The following is a 23748-nucleotide window of genomic DNA, read 5'->3' on the forward strand; positions in this document are numbered from 1 at the left end:
GCGCTTTCAATAGGAAGATTAACGCATGCGATGCTGTAACTTATTAATCAGTTTTTCAAATAATGGCTTTAACGCATCATTTGGTAATTGATCAAGTAATACTTGTGCTTTATTGAGATATTTCGCACTCACTTCTTTCGATTGTTCAATAACATCCGACTGTCGAATACGGTCGATGCATTCTGTAAATAACGCATCTGGCGCATCTGCATGAAGTGATGCAACCTTTTGTTTGAAATCAGTATTATGGCGCATTTCTAACAAGACAGGTAATGTTAAATGACCATTACGTAAATCACTACCGACAGGCTTGCCAAGCTTTTCGGGTGTACTTGTAAAATCTAAGATATCATCAATAATTTGGAAGCTCATGCCGATATAATGACCAATTTGTCGCATTGTACGAACTGTTTGTGCATCAGCGCCTGAAGTCATCGCACCTACTTCTGTTGATAACTGGATGAGCAATGCCGTTTTACGATTAATACGTCTTAAATAGTTTGTCATTGATTGATTCGCTCTAAATTGATCTTGGAATTGAAAAAGTTCACCACGACAAACTTCAGTAATGGCATGTGATAATGTTTGATGGACTTGAGCGTCTTCTATATATGACAAATGCTCTAGCGCACGTGCCAATAAAAAGTTGCCTGTTAAAATGGCTGTCGGTTTATCCCATTTTTTCTCTATTGTCAACTTACCACGGCGTTTATCACTATAATCAATCACGTCATCATGAACCAAAGTTGCCATATGGATGAGTTCGAGTGCCGTCGCAACACGATACGCAGCTTCATTCGCTTTGTCAGGGCCAACATAACTACTTAAAATTACAAATAATGGACGTACGCGTTTTCCACCAGACTTCAAGAGATGACTTGATGCAGCTTCCAGTGTTGCATCTTCACTTTTAATAAGCTGCTGAAGTCGTTTTTCAATTGTCTTTATTTCTTGATTTAGATTAATTTTCGACATGCCATTCACCTTTTAATTGTTTGAGTTAGGTTTGTAAGCGAGGTGCATTGCTGCAACACCACCAGTAAAGCTTCGTACTTTCACATTCTCGAACTGAACACTTTCAAATAACTTTTTCAATGTTTCACGGTCTGGGAAATCAAAAGCAGATTGTTGTAACCATTCGTATTCTTGTTTTGATTTTGCAAATAATTTACCGAAAAGCGGCATAATAAATTTAAAATATAGTTGATAACCTTGTTTGAAAACAGGCATTGTTGGTTGACTTGTTTCAAGACAGACCGCCATTCCGCCTGGTTTGAGGACACGATACATTTCAGCCAAAGCCACTTTATAGTCTGGAATATTACGCAGACCAAATCCGATTGTTACGTAATCAAATGTATTGTCGTCAAATGGAAGTGCCATCGCATCTCCTTGTACGAGGCGAATGTTCTCCATCGTACTCGTTTTTTGTTCACCGACTTTTAACATATTTTCACTAAAGTCTAGGCCTGTGACTTCACCATCAGGTCCTACTGCGTGACTTAATGCGATAGTCCAATCTGCTGTACCACAACAAACATCTAATGCGATAGCACCTGGCTGAACGTTCATTTCTTTCATGACTTTTTTACGCCAGCTTTTATGTTGTTCAAAGCTTATGATGTTATTTAAACGATCATACTTGTCTGAAATATTTTGGAAGACTTCATGTACTTGTTCTTTATTCGCTTTATTTTTACTCATCATTTAAACCTCATTAGATTTTATATTTTTCTTGTAACTGTTGGATAAAAGCAGTTTTTGTTTGTGCATCAAATTCAGCAAGATAGCTCAAATCTGAGACGTCTAACGCTTTCAGTAATACTTGTATTGGCTCTGCTGTTAACTTATCTGGTAAATAGACAGCTAAGACTTGTTTGAGTAGCAACGTTTCAATGTTATAAATGGCATCAATGACTTGCGTTTGTGGCATATGATGAACATTATGTTGTAACATCGACTTTAATTCATTGATTGTAACAATTGCCTGACTCATCTTTAGTTGGAATTCAGGTGCGTTTAAATCTGCTAATAGCGTATAATAATGCGCACTCAACAGGTCCCCAATAAGGATACCATCTCGTTCATAGTTGTCATAACTTACATGATCTAAATGTTTTAAAGACGTATCGATTGAGAGGCATGCTAACTTCGCCTGTACTGGAATATGTAAAGCATCAAGAACGCGACTTAACGCCTGATTAATATGTATATTGTTTGGATGTTGCAATTGATTAAGACGTTGATTAATTTGTTCTTCAAGTAATTGATACGTTGTTTGCATAGTTGCCACCTCTCAATTTAGTCACTCTCTATATTAACACTAACCCCTAAAAAATTAAATGCGAATTATTCGAAACACTTATTTTGATAAGAAAAAGTATTAGGTCGCATACAGTAAATCGTAAAGGGCATGAGACGTTATTAGGAAAACGTGCTTAGAACATAATTGAAACCTTCAATTTGGTTTTGAACTTTGAGTGGTTTTACGTTAGTCAATGAATCAATTTAGAACAACAAAAAAAGCCCACTCATTAAGGGGCTTTTTTTGTAGATAAAAGAATTATTTTACTGCGTCTTTTAAAGCTTTACCTGCTTTGAAAGCTGGTACTTTGCTTGCAGGGATGTCGATTTCTTTACCTGTTTGTGGGTTACGACCTTTACGTGCAGCACGTTCGCGCACTTCAAAGTTACCGAAACCGATTAATTGTACTTTTTCACCTTTAGCTAGTGAGTTTTGAATTGATTCGAAAACGGCATCAACTGCTAAACTCGCGTCTTTTTTAGTTAAATCAGCTTGTTCAGCAACCGCGTTGATTAAGTCTGTTTTGTTCATGTCCAAGTTCGCCTCCTTAAAGGTTTTATGTAATGATAACTCATTTATCATTATGGTATGACTTTAACACAATATTAGGTACATCTGCAATCATTTATATGCGAAAAACGGCGGTTTCATCGCATTTTAGTTCGTTTTTTTGAATAGTAATAGCCTAAAATTAAAAAAATGGATTAAATTACTCTGCTTTTTTGGTTCTACCCATTAAAATTTTCAGTGCTTCTTCTACCGGTTGATCTTCAAATAAGACATGATAAAGTGCAGATGTGATTGGCATTTCTACATCAAGTTCTTTGGCAAGATGATAAACAGATTGTGTTGTATAAACACCTTCTGCCACCATATTCATCTCATCTAGAATTTCTTGTAGTGTTTTGCCACTGCCAAGCGCATACCCTAAAGAGAAGTTACGTGAGTGTGTTGACGTACACGTTACGATGAGGTCACCAATTCCCCCTAATCCTTGGAAAGTAATTGGGTCTGCACCTAACTTAACACCGAGACGTGTGATTTCAGCTAAGCCACGTGTTATGAGTGCAGCTTTGGCATTGTCTCCATAACCTAAACCGGCAAGTACACCACTCGCTATCGCAATAATATTTTTGGTAGCACCACCAATTTCAACACCGACTAAGTCTTCATTGGTATAGACACGTAAATAATCAGTCATAAATAAATCTTGAATCAATTGACAGAGCTCTGGGTTGCTTGAAGCTGCAGAAACGGTTGTCGGTTGTTTAATGACAACTTCTTCTGCATGACTTGGACCTGACAATACGCCAACGCCTCCATTGTGTTCTGGTGAGATGACATCTTCAATCATTTCAGAAACACGTTTGAAAGTGCCGTTCTCAATACCTTTAGCCACGTGGATAAACTGTTTTTTTGTTGTTAAAAGTGCATCCACTTGAGATAAAACGTCACGAATCGCTTTTGTTGGAATGGCAATCAGATAAATATCTGCGTGATTGACAGCTTCTTGCATATCCGTTGTGGCATGCACGCTATCATTAATAGTCGCCTCTTTTAAATATGCACGATTCGTATGGTGTTCATTGATTTCTGAGACTGTTTCAGCCGTTTTCCCCCACATTAAAGTGTGGTGCCCGTTTTCAGCCAGGACATTCGCTAATGCAGTCCCGAAACTACCCGTTCCAAAAACCGTAATATTGGTCATGTCAATTTCCCCCGTTTATGTCTAATTTCGCTTACGTGCGATGATGTGTACTGGTGTCCCTTCAAAGCCGAATGCACTTCGAATCTGATTCTCTAAATAACGTTTATACGAGAAGTGCATCAGTTCAACGTCATTGACAAATACGACAAATGTAGGCGGTTCGATAGCCACTTGTGTCGTATAGAAAATGTTTAGGCGACGTCCTTTATCAGTTGGTGTTGGGTTCATAGAAATCGCATCCGTGATAACTTCATTCAATGTAGAACTTTGAACACGTTTTTTATGGTTTTCACTTGCTTCATTGATTAATGGGAACAATGTGCGTAAACGTGTGCCTTCTTTTGCAGATACGAATGCAATTTGTGCATAATCTAAAAATTGGAAGTTATTACGAATATCGTCCATAAAACGTTTCATCGTCTTACTGTCTTTTTCTAATGTATCCCATTTATTAACCACAATCACAATTGCTTTACCTTCTTCGTGTGCATAGCCTGCGACACGTTTATCCTGTTCGATAATACCTTCCTCTGCATCAAGTACAACAAGGACGACGTTTGAACGTTCAATCGCTTTTAATGCACGTAACACGGAGTATTTTTCAGTTGTTTCGTAAACTTTCCCTTTTTTACGCATACCCGCTGTATCAATCAGTACATAGTCTTGGGCTTCGTAGCTATATTCCGTATCAATGGCATCACGTGTTGTGCCTGCAACGTTGGATACGATAACACGTTCCTCACCTAAAATGGCGTTTACAAGACTCGACTTCCCAACATTAGGACGACCAATCAATGAAAGTTTGATAACTGAATCATCGTATGGGTCTTCTTCTTGTGGTTTAAAGTGTTTTGCAACAGCTTCTAACAAGTCCCCGAGTCCGAGACCGTGTGAACCTGAAAGTGGATATGGTTCGCCAAAGCCTAATGTATAGAAGTCATAAATATCGTTACGCATTTCTGGATTGTCGACTTTGTTTACAGCCAGGACAACCGGCTTTTTAGATTTGTATAACATCTGTGCAACCATTTCATCACTTTGTGTGACACCTTCACGCACGTTCGTCATAAAGATAATGACATCCGCTTCATCAATCGCGATCTCTGCTTGTGCTCGGATTTGCGTTTGGAATGGTGCATCGCCAATCTCGATACCGCCCGTATCAATAATATTAAAGTCGTGTGTAAGCCAATCCCCGCTGGCATATATTCTATCTCGTGTAATACCTGGTGTGTCTTCAACAATTGAGACACGTTCTCCCACGATACGGTTAAATATCGTTGATTTCCCAACATTTGGACGACCTACAATCGCCACTACTGGTTTTGTCATGTATGTTCTTCCTCTCTACAAATATCTTATTTATTCTAGCATATAGATAGCGACGTAGAAATCTCGTTTTTAAAAAAGTTTCATTGTCTTGTTAAAAAAATGATGGGAGTGGGACCGAGGTTGGGACACCGTTTATCAGCTTCCCAGCACATAAATTAATTATGGCGCATCCCCGTAGTCCCGCCCCATTTGATGTTGCGCTCAGAGAATGTTGTGATAAGTTCACCGCATAGAACGCTTAGTGAAACGTCCTAATAATGCCGAAAAATCATTCGCACATTATTTAGTGACTATGCGTATACACAATTCTCTTAATTCTACGATACATAGTTATTCATATTATAGCATGGTCATATTTAATAAGGAAAATGATGCTATCAATGTATGTATTGACAAGGTTTCGTGATGAAGACAGTAGCTAGGTGTATGGAGCCTTTATCACAATCACTTGCCTATATTCAAAACAACAGACTGAGAAGATACACAGTGTAACTTCTCAGTCTGCGTTAAGACATTAAATATTAAAGGTTAAGGTTTTTAAACTTGTCAGCAAACATATCGCCCAATGTTGGGTTATTGCTTTCATCGTCTGTAGATAAAGTATACTGTTCAGTTGTTTCAGGTGATGCTTCATTCGTTTCTTCAGCAGGTGCTGCAGCTTTAATAGAAAGTGAGATACGTTCATCTGCAGTATTGATGCCTAAGATTTTTACATCTACTGTTTGACCAGGCTCAAGCACTTCGTTAGGTGAACCGATGTGTTTGTTGCTGATTTCAGAGATGTGAACAAGCCCTTGAAGACCAGGACCGATCTCAACGAAAGCACCAAAGCTAGCAAGACGCATAACTTTACCTTCTACAACGTCCCCTTCATTGAATTTTGATTGAATTGTTTCGAACGGGCTAGGTAGTGTGTCTTTGATAGATAAAGATACACGTTCAGAACCTGGCTCAACGGAACGTACTTTCACTTTAACAGTGTCTCCAACCGCTACGACTTCCTCTGGAGATGAAACGTGTTCATGAGATAACTCAGATACGTGAACTAAACCGTCAACGCCGCCAAGGTCGATAAAAGCACCAAAATTAGCAAGGCGAGCAACTTTGCCTTCTAAGACATCGCCTTCTTTAATTGATTGTAAAAGTGCTTCTTTTTTCTTTTCGTTTTCTTCCGCTTCTACCGCTTTACGGCTAAGGATGACGCGATTATTCGCAGGGTCAAGCTCTTCAACTTTAAGTTCAAGTACTTTCCCTTCATAATCAGAGAAATCTTCAATGTAATCAGTTGAAATAAGTGACGCAGGGATGAAACCACGTTGACCAACATCTACGACCAATCCACCTTTAACAACTTCAGTGACCGTCGCTTCAATCGTTTCATTGTTATCAAGTTTCTCTTGTAAGAATTCATACGATTTTTCTTCTTCTAATTGGCGTTTAGATAAGATAAAGCTACCTGTTTCGTTTTCGTCATCGATTTCGATTTTCGTCACGTAAGCACCAATCTCGTCGCCAACTTTGACAACTTCATTCGCATTTTCTACATGATGCGTAGAAAGTTGGCTAATTGGAATAATCCCGTTGTATTTCGCCCCGTTTACATGGACAACAACGTGTTTGTCGTTAATTTGTTGTACTTCACCTGTAACCTTGTCGCCTTCTTTAATGTCTGTGATCATTGATTCATTGAATTCTTCTGTCATCATAAATGCCTCCTTGTATTACTACATATAATTATAACTTCTTACAAACTGTGCAAATTGTCAAGAAATTTCCACATATTCAACTTAATTTAATTGTGCCGCTTCTGCTAGTTGAATGATGCGTTCTGTAACCGCTTCAATTGTCATGCCAGTCGTATCCATCTCAATCGCGTCATCTGCTTTAACGAGTGGCGATATTTCACGGTTCATGTCATAAGCGTCACGTTCAGCGATATCTTGTTTCAGTTGCTCGAGTGTTGATGGGATACCGCGATCTGTATTGTCTTTCAATCTACGTTGTGCACGCTCTTCTACAGAGGCAATCATATATACCTTAACTTCTGCATCAGGTAAAACAGTTGTGCCAATATCACGACCGTCCATCACAATGCCTTTGTTTTCAGCCAATTGTTGTTGTGCCTGTACAAGGTATTTACGTACAGCATCTTTTGAAGCGACGAATGATACATTGTCAGTGACCTCATTGCTGCGTAGGTAGTCAGTGACATCTTCATCATTTAAAATGACACGTTGTCCTTTTTCTTCATCGTAAATAAGTTTTAAATCAACGTGCGTCATCATGTCGTCAAAATCTTTGAATGTCGCTTGATTGTTTAGGTAATAATACGTAATCGCACGGTACATCGCACCCGTATCCACATAAATCATATTTAAAGTTGTTGCAACGCGCTTTGCAATGGTACTCTTGCCAGCCGCTGCTGGTCCGTCAATAGCAATATTAATAGCAGTCATTATAAACCTTCCTTGTTGTTGTTTGTATAGGAATATTTTATCATAGTAGCATGTATATTTACGAGTTTATCAGGAGGAAAAGACATGAAAAAATTATTAGTGATACATACAGGCGGTACCATCAGTATGTCAGAAGACGAGTCCAATACAGTCAACACGAATGGTGACAATCCAATCGCCAATCATCAAGCGTTAATTCAAACATATGCAGATATTACAGAAGTGATGCCTTTCACTGTCCCTTCTCCACATATTACGATTGGTCATGTTAAGGCCATTAAACAATTGATTGAATCACACGCCGACGAATTTGACGGCTTTGTCATTACACACGGTACAGATACATTGGAAGAAACAGCTTTTTTACTAGATTTGACGCTTCCTGTGACAAAACCAGTTGTAATTACCGGTGCGATGCGTTCATCTAACGAAATAGGTTCAGATGGTTTATACAACTTTATCGCGTCAATTCGTGTCGCAACGGCGGATGATTCGAATGACAAAGGTGTCATGGTTGTTTTTAATGATGAAATCCACACTGCCCGCAATGTTACGAAAACGCACACGTCGAATACGAATACCTTCCAAAGTCCAAACCATGGACCGCTTGGTGTCATTACCAAATCAGGTGTGTATTTCCATCACCGTCCGTATGAGAAAAAGACGTTACCAAATATTGTTACAACGTTAACTGTGCCATTGATTAAAGCACATATGGGCATGGGTAGTGACATGTTAAGCTTCTATGCAGAGCAACACGTAGATGGCATTGTTATTGAAGGACTTGGTCAAGGTAATTTACCTCCTACAGCTTTAGAAGGGCTTGAAAAGTGTTTAGCGGCGGATATTCCAATTGTACTTGTATCACGTTCTTTCAATGGAATCGTCAGTGCTGTGTATGCGTATGACGGCGGTGGACACCAACTTCAAAGTAAAGGTGTCATCTTTTCAAATGGTTTAAACGGCCAAAAAGCACGTCTTAAATTACTCGTCGCATTAAGTAATGATTATGATCGTGACAAGATCCGTGAGTATTTTAATGACTAGTCAGTTGTGAACGGAAGAACCTAACTAAGATGATTAGTGGTATTCTGGTAAGTCACCCTAGCAGTACAGGCCACTACAGAACAATTCAACAAAGCCTTACTATTTTTTTAGCGTTTTAACAATATTTAGGTATAACAGTAAAAAGTGCTCAAAAGAATAATCTGTAAAGGGGTTTGTATTATGAAAACTGTTACTGTTAAATATGCATCTAAAAATCTAGAGACACTTATCAATCAAGCTAATGAAAATCAGGATGTTGTCATGATTAAAGGTAATCCACACAGCGGCGTATTAATGAGTGAGCGTGAATATCATGCGATTATGATAAAATTGGGGATGAAACATTAGCAGAAAAGTATCATTTAAACTTCGGATTGTAGAAGATTTTTTTAATGGCGTGGAAATTTGTTTTTATTTTGTGGCGGTGGAACAATGAAATCTTTGTTAAAAAATAAGGGTTTAGTCCCGTCTTCAAATATCATGTTTATAGATTCAAATCTACATATACTTTGTTTTTATCGAAATGTGCGTACCAAAATATTAAAATGCCCACCTATTTTTCAGGTGGGTTTCTGCTTTTATCCTAGTTTTTAGGGTTACTAAGTAGTAGTTCGAAGTTTACAATAATGTATCAGGCCTTTGTTATATTTAACGCTTACCATTATTTCTGTAATCGTCAATCTTCATCTCTTTAGATCTATCACGCTATTGATATTGAATTGTATCAAAAAAGAGTGCACACTACTATGTATCCGAGGTCGGTTAAACGCCTTTATACTTCTAAAAATTAAGCACGGAATACACAGGTTTACGTGTGCACTAAAAATTATTATAATGATTTGTTCAAATATAATCCAATGATTTCTACTGTAAAGCCATGTGCATTGTTTTGACCTGTTGGTGCCTCAGTGATAGGCTTGCCATGAATAGTCTCTGTTATGTCTATATATAAATTCTTTTTAATGACAATGTGGAGGCTGAGCGAGATAATGTCTCAAAGTCTCAATGGTTAAAATAAAATACCCAACTCTAACGATTCTTTGGTAAATACGTTAGAATTGGGTATTTTTATATTACAAATTTGTTATTGCTTACCTCTGTTGCATCATAGTTTGCTTTCTCAGTGATGTCACTGTTTATTAATCTCATGACAATATCTTCAACCTCAGAAAAACTTTCGTTGAATAATTCGCGCCTTACTAATCTTCTAGCCACGTATTTCCCCTCCTGATATTAAAGGATAATAAACTAGAAGCAAGAGTAATAAAATAAAATAGTATCAGACCACGTAAAAGTTTGAAAACCTGTATTCATTACACGCGTCATTCCTGATACACAATACAACCAGTTAAGCGTCGTTGCTGTTTACGATTCTAGTGGTGATTGCTTCTTTGTTAAAATGTCCTGTGCGATAGAGACACCGTGGTATTTACCGTTTTCAATAAAAATAGTATTTGCATCATTACCAGCGGCGATCACCCCTGCGATATAGCAGTTTTCTACATTTGTTTCGTATGTGTCTTTATTATAAACAGGTGCAGTACCATAACTATTTGTGTTAATGTCGATACCTACAGATGATAAGAAGTCATAGTCAGGATGATAACCAATCATCGCAAATACAAAATCATTGTCAATTGTTTTTGAGACACCATTTGTTTCAAACGTCACGCTATCTTCTGTAATCTGAGTGACATGGCTATCAAAGTGCATATCAATATTTCCACGACGAACAAGTGAGTCAAAGTTTGGTAAGATCCATGGTTTTACAGATGGTGAGTACTCTGAACCACGATAGATAACAGTGACATTCGCATTCGCTTTTTCTAATTCAATTGCAGCATCTACAGCTGAGTTTTTACCACCAATAATTACTACGTTTTGATTAAAATATGGGTGCGCTTCTTTGAAATAATGCATCACTTTAGGCAAGTTTGCACCATCTACTTCTAATGCGTTAGGCTGTCCATAGTAACCTGTTGCGATTGTTAAAAAGCGACATTGGTAGACATCTTTTGTCGTTGTAATTGTGAAATGATCATTCATTTTACGTACAGTTAATACTTCTTCAAATGTATTTACTTTTAATTGATGATGTTTAACCACTTCACGGTAATATACAAGTGCTTGGTTACGACGTGGTTTTAACTCTTCTACAATAAACGGCACATCGCCAATACTTAACTTGTCACTAGATGAGAAGAAAGTTTGATGCGTTGGGTAATGATACAGTGCTTCAACGACATTCCCTTTTTCAATGATTAACGTGTCGATTCCCTTTTTTTGCTGTTCAATCGCAGCACTCAAACCGCACGGGCCGCCTCCGATAATAATACTTTCAATCGTTTTCATCATTGTTACTGAAACTAAAAATATGAATTACTTTGTCATATTATGCTACTTTAGTATCAGCATTGCCTCCTATTCACATACTAGCATGGTATATACGTTCTTCATTTTGTTACGGATCCTCGAATATTATAGCAATTTTTAGTAGCAAACTAAATGAATAAGTTTTGACATTCTGTGTGATGTCCTTAGCGTATAGAAAAAGCAGGACGATAAATGCATCGCCCTGCTCGCTTATGTTGTCTGTATAAACCTATGGAATAATTAATTGTTGACCATTGCTGATATTATTACCGCTAATACCGTTTGCTTGTCTAATTTTCTCAACATTCTCTGGTGAACCACTGCCATAGTATTGGATAGCGATACGATATAAGTTTTCGCTACCGCCAACTGTATGTGATTGGTTACCAGCCGATTGTTGTTGCTGTTGGTTCGCGTTTTGTTGGTTTTGAGCAGCATATTGATTATTAAGGTCTTGCTGGTTAACTGCATTGTTTTGTGCTGCTTCTTGTTCAGCTTTTTCTTTTTCAGCTCGTTCTTTAGCCGCTTTTTCTCTCTCAGCCTTTTCCTTAGCTACTTTCTCTTTTTCGGCTTTTTCTTTCGCTGCTTTTTCTTTTTCAGCTTTCTCTTTGTCACTTTCAGCTTTTTTATCACTTGAAGATGATTGTTGCGTTAATTGCGCATCATCATTACTTGAACCTTGATCTTGATTGAATAAATACATGCCACCGAAAATAGCAATTGAACCTAATAATAAAATCGCAGCAATGATTGGTAAAATACGTTTCAAGAAACCGCCATTATCTGAACCATTCGAAACGGTTGTATTAGGTTGCTCAGCGGCTTTTGTTGCGCCTACTGCTCCTACAGTTCCAGCTGCCGCTGCACCAGCAGAAGTGGCCGCTTTCTTATTATCTTTTTTAGCGTTATTGTTGTTAGATTGTTTCGCAGATTGAGAAGCCGCTGCGCCCGCCGTACCTGCTGTTGCTGCCGCGCCAGCAGAAGTGGCAGCTTTATTATCTTTTTTAGCATTATTGTTGTCAGATTGTTTTGCGGATTGAGAAGCCGCTGTGCCCGCCGTACCTGCTGTTGCTGCCGTGCCAGCAGAAGTGGCCGCTTTCTTATTATCTTTTTTAGTGTTATTGTTGTTAGATTGTTTTGCAGATTGAGAAGCCGCTACGCCTGCCGCTCCAGCCACTGCTGCACCGCCTGCCACGGCACCCGCTTTTTTCTGTGATTGTTGTTGATTATCCTTATGAGTAGGCTGTTGTGCTTCTTTAGATTCTGCATTTTTCGCTGATGTTGTATGCTTTTTAGAAGCTTGATGCCCTGCAATACCTGCCCCAGCGGCTGCCGTAGTACCTGCAACTTTTTTCGCTTGTGAATCATTGTTTTGTTTTGGTGTATTTTCTTGAGGTTTTGCTGTGTTGTTGGCATCCGCTTTTTGCGCTGCTGTCGCGCCACTCATACCTGCACCCGCAACTTTCTTCGTTGCGTTGTCTGACTGTGTTTGAGTTTCAGACGTTGGCTGTGCCGGTTGTGCATGCTCTTGTTTCGCTACTGTATCACTAACATTCTCTGTATTGCGTGTACGTTTACGATGACGACGCGCCGTATTACGCGGTGGGAAATGTTGTGTATTGTCTGATAATGACTCTGTGTTTTTGTTTGTTTCTTGTTCAATTGGTGTATGATCTTCTCTTGTTGGATTGATTTCTTGACGATTGCGCTCGAATTCATCCTTAAAATTATCTTTTGACACAATATTCATTCCTTTCTGTTACGCTACATAGGTAAAGGTTCTTCAATGGTTATTTTTATATTACCCAATAATTGATAATATAAGCGTATTATTCAAGCGTCCTTTTATCCTTTTAAGTCACTTATCTAGATTATAGCGTGTTTAAAAATGCGGTGTAAAGCATTCAGTCGTCTATTCAAATAAACTTTCCAATTTTTCTTCATAAGTCAGCTTTCTTTTGACTTTTTTCTTGTTCTTTTCGTATATCTCATGTGTGGTGCCACAGTTATCACAGCAATGATCAGTTGTAATGACCGGCTTATTAAAATAACTCAATAGTTGTTGTCGTCTACAGTCTGTTGTAGAAATATAGGACAGCATATGTCGATAAGCAATCGTTTTTTGTCTATTGTTTTGTTGGAAAATCTTGTAAAGTGCCGAGAGCGAATACTGCTGTGCAAGCACTGTTAAAATATCATTCTTTTCCACATCGATAAGTTGACCTGTTTCAAACAAATGAATATCTTCGTCTCGTATGATATTAGCAGTTGCAAGTGTTTCCATTAAAAACTGGTCGTCAGTTTGGTAGAGTGCGATTGCTTGGCTTGGCTTGCCATCTCGACCGGCACGTCCAATTTCCTGTAAATAGCTGGATGGGCTCGATGCAATATGGAAATGAATGACAGTTCGGATATCCGGTTTGTTGACACCCATACCAAATGCGCTCGTCGCGACAATGATACGAATTTCGTTGGATAAAAATTGTTGTTGTACGGTGTAACGCTCTTGATAGCTGAGATCCCCATGGTAAATCCCCGTAAGATGACCTGCTGTATAAATCTGTTCAGCAATGTCCAAACAAACTTTTTTGGAAGATACATAAATAATTGTTGGGCCTGATGTGTCAATCGTTTCCAATATCCACGCCATTTTTTCATGATAATCATCCATATATTTCACAGATAATGAAATGTTAGGTCGATCCATTGTGGACTGGAAGTCATAAAATGAACAACCCGTCACATATTCCAAGTCTGTTTTCAATTGATGCGTTGCTGTAGCGGTAAGCGCAAGAATGGGTGTATGACGATGATGTTTAATTAATTGTCCAATAAGTGCGTAATGTGGACGGAAATCAAAGCCCCACTCTGACAAGCAATGGACTTCATCAAGCACAATTAAGCCAAAGGGCATCGTTGTGAAGCGGGTCAGATTGTGAGGTTGCAAAATAAATTCTGGACTGACAAAAATAAAACGTGCGGTATTCAATTGTTGATAAGCAAGCGTACGTTCTTCATGAGCCATACCAGAATGAATCGCAATCACTCGTTGTTCACCGTTCATTTTCATTTGCATCACTTGATCATCCATTAAAGAAATAAGCGGTGAAATAATTAATGTGGGTTGCTGCTTAATATAGGTGGGGAGTTGATAACATAAGCTTTTCCCACTGCCGGTTGGTAATATACCCAACGTATGTTGACCGTCTAACACACTTTGAATAATCGCTTCTTGCCCTTCTCTAAAAGTGTCAAAGCCAAAATATTGTTGCAAGGCTGCTTTAAGCATGTAAATCCCCTTTCACAATGCCGATGATGGCAAGTTTGATTTCAAAATAACTGAGTTGTTCAAAATGTGCTTTATAATAACGCAAACGTTGATATGGCTCCTGCATATAAAATGTAATAAATGCATGGATGTCTTCACGAAAATATTGATCATAGCACGTCAAATAATTACGCATGAAAAGTTCCAGTACGTGATCATATATCGTGTTCTCAGTGCGTTGTGTATGCTGTGCAATTTGTGCAACTGTCCATCCTTCTAATAAGTGCGCTAATGAGCGTTGTAATGTGTGACTAATCGGTAACGATACTAAGCAATGATGAAGTACGGGAAATTGCGTTTCATCCGATAACAACTGATATAACGTTAATATATCGACATAATGAGATAATGTTAAAGCATCTTCATCTAGACCAGTCACTTGACCAACTTGGCGTTGCGTATACATCGTTTCATCATACCCACTTAAATAGTAATGCGCAGTGCTTTCAGGATGTAAATCATTAAGCCTTTTAAACAGACAGTATATTTCCGCTTTCGTCGCGTCAATAGCATGATTCGTTTTAATGTATTGATAGATTTGACGTACTTGTTGATGAACGTCTATTTGTGATGTAAGCGGTACAAACTTAAGTTGTTCATGTTCCGCTTGAGATAATGTTTGAATCAACAGTTGCAATACGACAAATGATTGTTGTAATATTGGGTATGTTATATGTGTAGATGTCGGAATGTCGACATGATTTGTGAGTGGTTTACTGATGAGTGCTTCAAACTGTTCAAAGGATATATGCGGTGCACACCCATATAAACTTAATAACTGTAATGAAGTCGCGTCAAAAAGGGTTTGATGCGTTTTTTTGCCTATGATAATATTATAAATGCTTTTATTATTTTTATGGGGAGATGCTTGTTGGTAAGCAAAAGATATCATTGATTTCATGTTCATTACCTCATTTATAAACCGTATATATTGAAAAAATAAGATTACCAAACTACAATGAAATTATAATGTTAGTCTGGCACTTTGAAAAGGGAGGCGAAGAATTTGGCTAAGTATACAATCGTCGATATGGATACTTGTATCGCATGCGGTGCTTGTGGTGCAGCTGCTCCAGACATCTATGATTACGATGATGAAGGTATTGCATACGTAATTTTAGATGACAACCAAGGCACAACGCCTGTACCGGAAGAACTTTATGAAGATTTAGAGGACGCTTTTGAAGGCTGCCCTACTGACTCCATTAAGGTTGAAGAAGAAACTTTCGATGGCGATGCATTAAAATTCGAATAATGCTATTCAAGCGTATTTTACTTAATAATACGTTGAATTCAAATAGATAAGCAAGCAAAAAGCGGTGTTATCTCTCACCGCTTTTTGCTTGCTTATTTTATATTTTAAGTACGTTTTTAAGACGTTGGAATAACAAGATAAATAGAATGGATACAACGATACCTTTAATAATGTTAAATGGAATAATTCCTGCTGTAATAATGACTTTAAGGTTTGTCGCAATATCAGATAAGTTCATAATCATGCCGTATAACGGTAAAAGAACGAAATAGTTCATAATGCTTAATACAATCGTCATCACAAGCGTTCCCACCGCGAGACCGATCACCATAGCACGTGTTGTACGTTTAGAACGGTAAATGCCGTAAGCCGTTAATAATAGGCTACTACCGGCAATAAAGTTTGCGATTGGGCCGATTGGATCAGCAAGATAGAAAAAGAAGTTCAAAAGGTTTTTAATTAATTCCACTAATAGACCAGCAACAGGGCCTAAAGCAAATGTTGCTAGTAATGCCGGTACATCACTAAAATCTAGTGTTAAATAAGGTGGTAGGAATGGTAGCGGGAATTTCAAGAACATTAGAATGAATGAAATACCACTCAGAATCCCTACGATAATTAATTGTCGCGTTTGTTTCGTTTCTTGCATAATATTAAATTCTCCTCCTGTGATATTCATCTTTTCAGAATAGGAGGCTTTTTAAGCAACATAAAGAAACCTCCATCTTCTCCCATCCAGACTATTACTGTCGGCTCTAGAATCTCACTAGATCAGGAGTTTGGAACTATGCCAACACTGACTGTTTAAAACATAGTACCAAACCCGTCGCAGGCTTTATTTACTGCCGGTAGGGAATTGCACCCAACCCCGAAGATGAATTCATTTATTTTTTATTTGTTTTAATTTTACCGAATAATGTCACTGAATACAATAGCGTTGCTTGGGAGTGTGACAAGTAAAAAATGCGGTATTCCCCCATCAAGAAGAAAAATCTCACGAAAGTATATTTTCGTTTCATAAAGTAACGGACTTTTATATGAATGCGCTAACTTATCCCCCATTAAATAGAAAATCCCAGCTAAATGGTCACCACCTAGCTGGGAAATGTTGAAACTATCTTTGAATCGGTTGTTTCGGTAATTTAATTGTAAAAGTCGTACCAACATTGACTTCACTTTTTACGTCAATTAAGCCGTGATGTGCATCGATAATCATGCGTGTAATAAACAGACCAAGACCTGTTCCCTGTTTACCTCGTTTTCTCGCAGCATCTGCTTTATAAAAACGTTCGAACACTTTATCCAAATGTTCAGGCGCAATACCGACTCCTGTATCTTGCACAGTCAATACTTGGTGCAACGTCGTTTCATGTGCACGGATTGATATTTTATCTCCTGGTTTCGTGTAACGCGATGCATTATCAACAAGATTTGTCAGTACTTGCTCCATACGGTCAAAGTCATAGTACCAATTTTCGAGCATCGTTCCGTTAAGTTGGAAGTCTAGTGTCAGTTCTAGCTCGCTCGCCTGTTGACGATATTTCGTCGCCATTTTATTAACCAATTCATACATTGGACGTGTTTCAGGTGTGATATTAATACCGTCCGCGTCGATTTTGGCAACATCCAGCAATTCGTTAACGAGACGGCTAAGACGCTTCGTTTCATCTAACACAATTAACAGAAATTCATGAATATCTTCCGGTTCCGTTACAATACCATCGACAATCGATTCTGTATACCCTTGTAACAGTGAAATTGGTGTACGCAACTCATGAGAGACGCTGGCGATAAAGTCCTTCTTCATCTGTTCGACATGGTGTTCTTGTGTCATGTCGCGAATAACGACGACAAGCCCACTCTCTCTATTTGTTTGGATGCGGTCAATATAACTCATAACAACCGCATAATGGCGTTGGTTCATTTCATATTCTCGATATTCTGTTGTTTCACTCGCAAACGTTTCGTCAATTTGTGCATCAAATAGCGCCTTGTCTTCTGCTGACATATCTAGCATCATTTTATGTGCAAGGTTGTTAGACAGGATAATTTGACGCTTATGGTTGATACCGAGTACACCTTGTACCATCGAATTAATTAACGTATCACGAATGTTTTTCGACGTCGTAATGGCATCGATATGATTTTGAATATGTTCACTCATTTGATTAAAAGCAATTGCTAATTCGCCAATTTCATCCTTTGTCTGCACATGGACTTTCATATCATAATTTCCTTTTGCGACTTCCTGTGCTTGTGTTTTTAATTCGCGCAAAGGATTGGTGATACGTGTGGATAAGAAAAAGGCAAATATCGTCGTAATAATTAAGAAAATAACAGCCGTAATTAAAATAATAACGGCGATAACATTATTTGTATCATCAATACTGTGTAAATCTTCATAAATATATATGACAGACTGTTGTCCATCCGCATCTTTCGTCGGATAGCCTAATAATACATATGCACGTTGTTTGCCATCAGTTTTGAGCGACACATGTTTAAGCACTTTTTTCTGTGATTCTTGAACTTTGCTTAATTGGTCATCTCGTTTGATGATCTTCAACATTTGTTTTTTCATCGGTTGCTTCGTTGTTTGTCCCGCACGATCAGGTAGAATAATAATCCCTTTATGACCTTCTAACAGTAGCTCACTATGTTTGATTGCGAGCTGACGATTGTCGGTTTTTTCGATAATCGCACTGATACTTTCAGCATTTTCGTATAAGGATTGTTCCGTTTTTTGCGTGAAATAATATTGAATAAATGTGATAAGTGCTGCACTTAATAAAATTAAAACTGTCGTTACTATTAATATAATAGTTAACCACAGTTTAATTACGACGCTATTTAGACGTTTCATCCGCTTGTGAAACCTCGAATTTGTATCCTACGCCCCATACGGTTTGAATCATCAATGCAGCATCTGATGAAACACGATTTAATTTTTCACGTAAACGTTTAACGTGCGTATCGACTGTACGCAAATCCCCGTAAAACTCGTAATGCCAAACTTCTTTAAGCAACTGTTCGCGATCAAACACTTTGTTCGGTGTTTTGGCTAAGAAAATCAATAATTCATATTCTTTCGGTGTAAGATTTACCGGAGAACCATCAGCTAACACTTTATGTGCATCGTTATCAATAGTCAGATGCTTAAATTCAATCATATCACGTGCGTGCGGTTCATTTTGTTCAGCTGTAGCAGACTGTGTACGTCTTAAAAGCGCTTTCAAACGTAACACCACTTCACGCGGTGAAAACGGCTTAACGATGTAATCATCTGCCCCAGATTCAAAGCCTTCAACGCGGTTGTTTTCTTCACCTTTAGCGGTCAACATAATGATTGGTGTATCTTTCGTTTCACGCAAACGCGTTGCAACTTCCAGTCCGTCCATTTCTGGTAACATCAAGTCTAATAAGATACACGCATAATCATATTTTGTTGCTAGTTCGAATGCTTCACGTCCATCACTAGCTTCAGCCACCTCATAGCCTTCTCTTTCAAGAAATAGCCTTAGTAATTTTCTGATACGATGTTCATCATCAACGACCAAGATTTCTTTCGTCACAAGACATACCTCCCATTTATGTTGACATTTCATACTCAATGCATATTATAGCATATTGCCATTTACACTAGATAATAAAAAAATAAGAGACGAAACGCAAACAATTTTCATATTTTGGACATCTCTTAAACATAATAGCATGTGAAATCGTGCACATGCTATTAGGGAAAACGATAATAAATGAATTTTTATGCAAAAGTTTTTGTTATTTGACACTTTAAAAGTGTTAATAAACATAATTTTTAAGAATTGCCTATTCGTTAGTTAGAACCACTCTGTGCCAATTGTCTCAATGTCTTAACTTCATGTGGTGATAATACACGACCTTCACCTGCGCCTAGTCCTTTTAAAGTTAATGGGCCAAATGACACGCGTGAAAGTTTCGTTACTTTGAAGCCAAAATGCTCGAACATACGACGTACTTGACGATTACGGCCTTCAGTAATGGTAATTTCAACTAATGATGTGTTTTTCTCTTTATTTTGTTTTTTGACTTTTACTTGTGCAGGTTGTGTTTTACCATCTTCTAACACAATCCCTTGTTCTAATTGTTTCACTTGTTCTCTCAAAATATAGCCTTCAATTTTCGCAATGTACGTTTTGGGAATTTTATATTTTGGATGTGTCATTAAGTTCGTAAATTCCCCATCGTTCGTCAGCAATAATACGCCTGATGTATCGTAGTCAAGGCGACCTACTGGATAAATACGTGTCTGTAGATCATCGAAATAATCAGTGACGACCTTTCTACCACGGTCATCCGATACGCTCGTAATTACCTGAGCGGGTTTGTAGAATAAAATATAAAGTTTATCTTCCAGTTCTAATGGAATCCCTTCAACAGAGACCTCATCTGATGGACGTACTTTCGTGCCGAGTTCCGTAACGGTCTTACCATTTACTTGAACTTTCCCCTCTTGGATTAGTGCTTCAGCCTTGCGTCGTGATGTATAGCCACTGTTCGCAATGCGTTTTTGTAGACGTTCTAATTCTTTACTCATGTGTTGTTTTGTCCTTTCTGGTTAACAAGATTACTGAAAAATGATTCGATTTCTTCTGCTTCTTCGTCTGTTGTTGGGAGTTTAGAAAGACTTTCTAAACCAAAGACGTTTAAAAAGAGATCTGTCGTGTAAAGTTGTTGACCCCTTACATCCGGTTGTTGTTTTGGTTCGACGAGTCCTTTCGCAATCAATGTCTTAACTGGACCGTCAGAAGCAATCCCACGAATCAGTTCGATATCACTGCGCGTTACGGGTTGATTGTATGCGATAATTGCCAATACTTCCATCGATGCTTGTGATAATTTCGTTGAGACTTTATTCAAAATTAAAGATTCAATATAAGGCTCCATTTCTTTTTGCGTTGTTAAAACATAGGTGTCGCCGTATTTTTGAACCATAAGTCCTGGTAATTTTAACGCGTTCATTGCCTCATTTAACGTTGGCTCGTCAATGTTTAACGAGGTCAATAGCTGATCGGTCTCAATCCCATCTTCCCCAACTGTATACAGCAAGGCGGTAATCGCCTCATTAAGATTGTGTGCCATAGTTGACTCCTTTAGTGATTTCAATGTTGTGAAACGCCTCGACTTGTTGCATTTGAATTGTGCCCGTTTTTGCCATCTCTAATAGCGCTAAAAAATACGTCACAACATGTTCGAGCGATTCATTAAATGTAAATAAATCAAAAAATGTAATACTTTGTCGCGTGTCGAGCTGATGATAAATACGTTCTGTTGACTGTTGAATCGTAAAAGTTTCTTTTTTGATTTCGACACTTTTCGGTTTTTTGAGCGCAATACGTTGCTTCATTTTTTGATAAGCGACAATGAGCTCCGTCAGGTCAATATGTGTTCCTTCAGGCATTCGCTCCGTCAATTCATATTTGGATAAATCAGAAGGCGTTTTTGTATAGTAGTGACTGCGCGCTTCTCTGTTGTCATTTAACATGTCTGCATATGCTTTGTAGTTTTGATACTCAATTAATTTACCGACAAGTTCTTCACGTGGGTCTTCTTCAATCACATCATCTGCGTTATGATCTGGCAGTAAGAGCTTACTTTTAATCATCAGTAGCTCTGAGGCCATGACTAAATATTCACTGGCAACATTGATTTCCAATTGTTTCATGGCATGAACATATTGCATATATTGCTCCGTCAAAGCCTTCATCGGTATATCATAAATATCAATTTCAAACTGTTGTATCAAATGCAGTAATAAATCTAAAGGGCCGTTAAAGGCGTCTAATTTTACTTCATACATACATAAAGCCTCTCTAATTTGCGTGTTAGGTGCATCTTACCAAAAAATATTATAGCATGTTTAGTGATGAGAATAAATTTAGGAGAGAAACCAATGCGAGATGCACTGATTGAATTTTATTATCAATTCCATACGAAACAACATTATTTTTTATGTCACGATATTTTAGAAGATGCATGGAAATCACAAGTTCAGTATTCTAAAAACGACTTAGTTGTTAGCTTAATTTTATTCGCGACTGCTTCGTATCATTATCGCCGGAATAACTTTAAAGGTGCTTATCGCTCTTATGTAAAAGCTGCAAAAATCGTCGCTCAATACAACGATAAGGACCTCGAAAAGCATGGTTTAAAGGCACTGGATTATCGTGAGCAATTACATACATTGATTGATGCAACGAGTCAGGCAAAGCCATTCTCACCGATTGTCTTACCTTTAACGTCTAACATGCAACAGGCAATTGAATCACGTTATCCTGATTATGAATGGCATGCAGACATTGTAGAAACACCATTGATTATGCACCATCACCGTTACCGTGATCGTTCAGAAGTGATTGCAGCACGTGAAGCGGCATTAGGTATGCGGCATAACCACTTAAACCAACAAAATGACTAGTACGCAAACGCATAAAGCAATTTTACGTACTAGTCAAAATGGCTGATAATTATTTTACGCCCTAGGATGATAGGACTGATATATTTTTCTAATTTGTGTGCTGGATACGTGGGTATAAAGTTGTGTTGTAGAAATATCTGAATGACCCAGCATTTCTTGTACTGCACGCAGATCAGCACCATTTTCTAATAAATGTGTTGCAAATGAGTGTCTGAGTGTATGAGGTGTCAGTCGTTTTGTCAGTCCTGCTTTGACACCTGCTTGTTTCATCATTTTCCAGACACCTTGTCGTGACAGTGGCTTACCGTGTAAATTTAAAAATAATGCATCGGTTACTGTATTTTTTAACAATTGCGGTCGTATTTCTTGTAAATAGTGTGTTAAATATTCAATAACGGTCTCTCCAAGCGGAATGATACGTTCCTTGTTCCCTTTACCAAAGACCTTCACAAAGCCCATAATCAAGTTGACGTCTTGAATTTCAACAAAAATCAATTCGGATACGCGCATTCCTGTGGCGTAAAGTAGCTCTAACATCGTGCGATTACGGTAATCGTTCACCTTGGATAAGTCGAAAACATTCAACAATTGGTCGACCTCATCAATGGATAATACATCTGGCAGTTTACGTTCATATTTAGGTGTCGTAATCAGTACAGTAGGATCTTGAGACGCATAACGCTCTCGCAATGCAAACTGATGAAAACTGCGAATTGTTGAGGTGAAACGTGCGATAGATTTAGCAGAATGACCCTCATCATGGCGCGCGCCAAAACATTGTTGAATGACATCGCGTGTTACAAAATCTAAGCTGCCTATTTTTTGAGATTGCAAATAGTCAATGTATTGGTTTAAATCACGACGGTATGCAGCAATGGTGTTTGCTGATAAGCCTTTCTCTATTTGTATAAATCTTAAAAACTCATCACGTACCTCTTCCATACGACGACCTCGATTCTAGCAGTTTCTATGCATCTGCCCCTTTACCTTCTTGTTGACACGTTTGACAAATGCCATGAAAAGTTAAGCGGTGATCCAAAATTTTAAATTTAAATTCGTTCTCAACACGTTCTTCTACTTGTGGTAATAAATCTTCATCAATCTCATCGACGCGACCACATTCCATACACACAAGGTGATGATGGAAATGTTTAGAGCCTTCTTTGCGCAAGTCGAAACGAGAAACGCCATCGCCAAAGCTCACTTTATCGACAACTTTAATGTCTGCCAATAGTTCCAATGTACGATAGACTGTCGCAAGGCCAATTTCCGGTGCTTTTTCTTTCACTTTTAGATAGACATCTTCCGCACTGAGGTGGTCTGCCTCATTCTCGATAAGAACACGTACTGTTGCTTCGCGTTGAGGTGTTAATTTATATGATGATTGCTGCAATTGTTGTTTCACGCGATTAAGACGTTCTTCCACGGCAGCTTCACTCCTCTACTGATAATTAAAATTAGTATTGTTTATATGCTGTCTCTTATACACA

General features: G+C 38.2%; 25 protein-coding genes and 1 riboswitch. Of the genes, 4 read left to right on the plus strand and 21 right to left on the minus strand.

From position 1 onward, the window contains the following. Positions 1 to 18 precede the first annotated feature (18 nt). The 8 genes from CD122_RS05620 to cmk all read right to left on the minus strand — a co-directional run bounded on the left by CD122_RS05620 (position 19) and on the right by cmk (position 7801). Positions 19 to 975: a polyprenyl synthetase family protein gene (locus CD122_RS05620; RefSeq protein ID WP_103358020.1), complete on the minus strand. Its 957-nt coding sequence runs from the start codon at positions 973 to 975 to the stop codon at positions 19 to 21. A gap of 12 nt (positions 976 to 987) precedes the next feature. Next, positions 988 to 1704, minus strand: a complete 717-nt coding sequence (locus CD122_RS05625) for a demethylmenaquinone methyltransferase (RefSeq protein WP_103358021.1) — start codon at positions 1702 to 1704, stop codon at positions 988 to 990. Positions 1705 to 1717: 13 nt separating this feature from the next. Then, positions 1718 to 2284: a heptaprenyl diphosphate synthase component 1 gene (locus CD122_RS05630; RefSeq protein ID WP_103358022.1), complete on the minus strand. Its 567-nt coding sequence runs from the start codon at positions 2282 to 2284 to the stop codon at positions 1718 to 1720. Positions 2285 to 2563: 279 nt separating this feature from the next. After that, a complete protein-coding gene (locus CD122_RS05635) occupies positions 2564 to 2836 on the minus strand; it encodes an HU family DNA-binding protein (RefSeq protein ID WP_044358871.1) in 273 nt (90 codons plus the stop codon). A 178-nt stretch (positions 2837 to 3014) separates the two neighbouring features. Then, positions 3015 to 4013, minus strand: a complete 999-nt coding sequence (locus CD122_RS05640; protein WP_103358023.1) for an NAD(P)H-dependent glycerol-3-phosphate dehydrogenase — start codon at positions 4011 to 4013, stop codon at positions 3015 to 3017. Positions 4014 to 4034: 21 nt separating this feature from the next. After that, entirely contained in the window at positions 4035 to 5345 is a 1311-nt protein-coding gene (der, locus tag CD122_RS05645) for a ribosome biogenesis GTPase Der (protein ID WP_103358024.1), read from the minus strand. Between the two features lie 521 nt (positions 5346 to 5866). Continuing rightward, complete coding sequence (rpsA, locus tag CD122_RS05650; RefSeq protein ID WP_103358025.1) at positions 5867 to 7048, minus strand: 30S ribosomal protein S1; 1182 nt, start codon at positions 7046 to 7048, stop codon at positions 5867 to 5869. A gap of 84 nt (positions 7049 to 7132) precedes the next feature. Further along, on the minus strand, positions 7133 to 7801 hold the full coding sequence (gene cmk, locus CD122_RS05655) for a (d)CMP kinase (protein WP_103358026.1): 669 nt from the start codon (positions 7799 to 7801) through the stop codon (positions 7133 to 7135). 84 nt (positions 7802 to 7885) lie between these two features. Here cmk and CD122_RS05660 point away from each other — a divergent pair, with 84 nt between their 5' ends. Together CD122_RS05660 and CD122_RS05665 are read left to right on the plus strand one after the other, a co-directional pair. After that, the gene (locus CD122_RS05660; protein ID WP_103358027.1) at positions 7886 to 8848 is read left to right on the plus strand and encodes an asparaginase; all 963 of its coding nucleotides are present in this window, start codon (positions 7886 to 7888) and stop codon (positions 8846 to 8848) included. Positions 8849 to 9028: 180 nt separating this feature from the next. Then, on the plus strand, positions 9029 to 9196 hold the full coding sequence (locus tag CD122_RS05665) for a type II toxin-antitoxin system Phd/YefM family antitoxin (protein ID WP_103358028.1): 168 nt from the start codon (positions 9029 to 9031) through the stop codon (positions 9194 to 9196). Positions 9197 to 9916: 720 nt separating this feature from the next. Here CD122_RS05665 and CD122_RS11900 read toward each other — a convergent pair. The 5 genes from CD122_RS11900 to CD122_RS05685 all read right to left on the minus strand — a co-directional run bounded on the left by CD122_RS11900 (position 9917) and on the right by CD122_RS05685 (position 15450). Beyond that, the gene (locus CD122_RS11900; RefSeq protein WP_169926468.1) at positions 9917 to 10063 is read right to left on the minus strand and encodes a hypothetical protein; all 147 of its coding nucleotides are present in this window, start codon (positions 10061 to 10063) and stop codon (positions 9917 to 9919) included. Positions 10064 to 10213: 150 nt separating this feature from the next. Continuing rightward, on the minus strand, positions 10214 to 11200 hold the full coding sequence (ypdA, locus tag CD122_RS05670) for a bacillithiol disulfide reductase YpdA (RefSeq protein ID WP_103358041.1): 987 nt from the start codon (positions 11198 to 11200) through the stop codon (positions 10214 to 10216). Between the two features lie 250 nt (positions 11201 to 11450). Further along, a complete protein-coding gene (locus CD122_RS11775; protein ID WP_169926469.1) occupies positions 11451 to 12962 on the minus strand; it encodes a LysM peptidoglycan-binding domain-containing protein in 1512 nt (503 codons plus the stop codon). 171 nt (positions 12963 to 13133) lie between these two features. Beyond that, on the minus strand, positions 13134 to 14510 hold the full coding sequence (locus CD122_RS05680) for a RecQ family ATP-dependent DNA helicase (RefSeq protein WP_103358029.1): 1377 nt from the start codon (positions 14508 to 14510) through the stop codon (positions 13134 to 13136). Continuing rightward, the gene (locus tag CD122_RS05685; RefSeq protein ID WP_169926470.1) at positions 14503 to 15450 is read right to left on the minus strand and encodes a helix-turn-helix domain-containing protein; all 948 of its coding nucleotides are present in this window, start codon (positions 15448 to 15450) and stop codon (positions 14503 to 14505) included. The genes CD122_RS05680 and CD122_RS05685 overlap by 8 nt, the downstream gene beginning before the upstream one ends. 105 nt (positions 15451 to 15555) lie before the next feature. Between CD122_RS05685 and CD122_RS05690 the strand changes: the two genes are divergently transcribed. Next, positions 15556 to 15804 carry a ferredoxin gene (locus CD122_RS05690; protein WP_044358884.1) on the plus strand — a complete coding sequence of 83 codons (249 nt, stop codon included), beginning with the start codon at positions 15556 to 15558 and terminating at the stop codon, positions 15802 to 15804. 97 nt (positions 15805 to 15901) lie between these two features. Here the strand turns inward: CD122_RS05690 and CD122_RS05695 are convergent, their stop codons facing one another. From CD122_RS05695 to CD122_RS05720, 6 genes are all read right to left on the minus strand, one after another. After that, the gene (locus tag CD122_RS05695) at positions 15902 to 16453 is read right to left on the minus strand and encodes an ECF transporter S component (RefSeq protein WP_103358031.1); all 552 of its coding nucleotides are present in this window, start codon (positions 16451 to 16453) and stop codon (positions 15902 to 15904) included. Between the two features lie 70 nt (positions 16454 to 16523). After that, positions 16524 to 16684, minus strand: a riboswitch (FMN riboswitch). A 234-nt stretch (positions 16685 to 16918) separates the two neighbouring features. Then, positions 16919 to 18667, minus strand: coding sequence for an ATP-binding protein (locus tag CD122_RS05700; protein WP_103358032.1), 1749 nt, complete (start codon positions 18665 to 18667; stop codon positions 16919 to 16921). Next, the gene (locus tag CD122_RS05705) at positions 18651 to 19376 is read right to left on the minus strand and encodes a response regulator (protein ID WP_103358033.1); all 726 of its coding nucleotides are present in this window, start codon (positions 19374 to 19376) and stop codon (positions 18651 to 18653) included. The genes CD122_RS05700 and CD122_RS05705 overlap by 17 nt, the downstream gene beginning before the upstream one ends. A 260-nt stretch (positions 19377 to 19636) precedes the next feature. Further along, positions 19637 to 20377 carry a pseudouridine synthase gene (locus CD122_RS05710; RefSeq protein WP_103358034.1) on the minus strand — a complete coding sequence of 247 codons (741 nt, stop codon included), beginning with the start codon at positions 20375 to 20377 and terminating at the stop codon, positions 19637 to 19639. After that, positions 20374 to 20922: an SMC-Scp complex subunit ScpB gene (gene scpB / locus CD122_RS05715; protein ID WP_103358035.1), complete on the minus strand. Its 549-nt coding sequence runs from the start codon at positions 20920 to 20922 to the stop codon at positions 20374 to 20376. The genes CD122_RS05710 and scpB overlap by 4 nt, the downstream gene beginning before the upstream one ends. After that, a complete protein-coding gene (locus CD122_RS05720) occupies positions 20906 to 21640 on the minus strand; it encodes a segregation and condensation protein A (RefSeq protein ID WP_103358036.1) in 735 nt (244 codons plus the stop codon). Before CD122_RS05720 ends, scpB begins: the two co-directional genes overlap by 17 nt. 93 nt (positions 21641 to 21733) lie before the next feature. Between CD122_RS05720 and CD122_RS05725 the strand changes: the two genes are divergently transcribed. Further along, positions 21734 to 22258 (plus strand): DUF309 domain-containing protein, encoded by a 525-nt coding sequence (locus CD122_RS05725; protein WP_103358037.1) that lies wholly within the window; start codon positions 21734 to 21736, stop codon positions 22256 to 22258. A gap of 54 nt (positions 22259 to 22312) precedes the next feature. On the opposite strand, the gene xerD is transcribed toward CD122_RS05725, so the two are convergent. Continuing rightward, positions 22313 to 23200, minus strand: a complete 888-nt coding sequence (xerD, locus tag CD122_RS05730; RefSeq protein WP_103358038.1) for a site-specific tyrosine recombinase XerD — start codon at positions 23198 to 23200, stop codon at positions 22313 to 22315. Between the two features lie 25 nt (positions 23201 to 23225). After that, positions 23226 to 23684 (minus strand): ferric iron uptake transcriptional regulator, encoded by a 459-nt coding sequence (fur, locus tag CD122_RS05735; RefSeq protein WP_103358039.1) that lies wholly within the window; start codon positions 23682 to 23684, stop codon positions 23226 to 23228. Between the last annotated feature and the right edge of the window lie 64 nt (positions 23685 to 23748).

The sequence above is a fragment of the Staphylococcus rostri genome (assembly GCF_002902145.1).
Taxonomy (GTDB): domain Bacteria; phylum Bacillota; class Bacilli; order Staphylococcales; family Staphylococcaceae; genus Staphylococcus; species Staphylococcus rostri.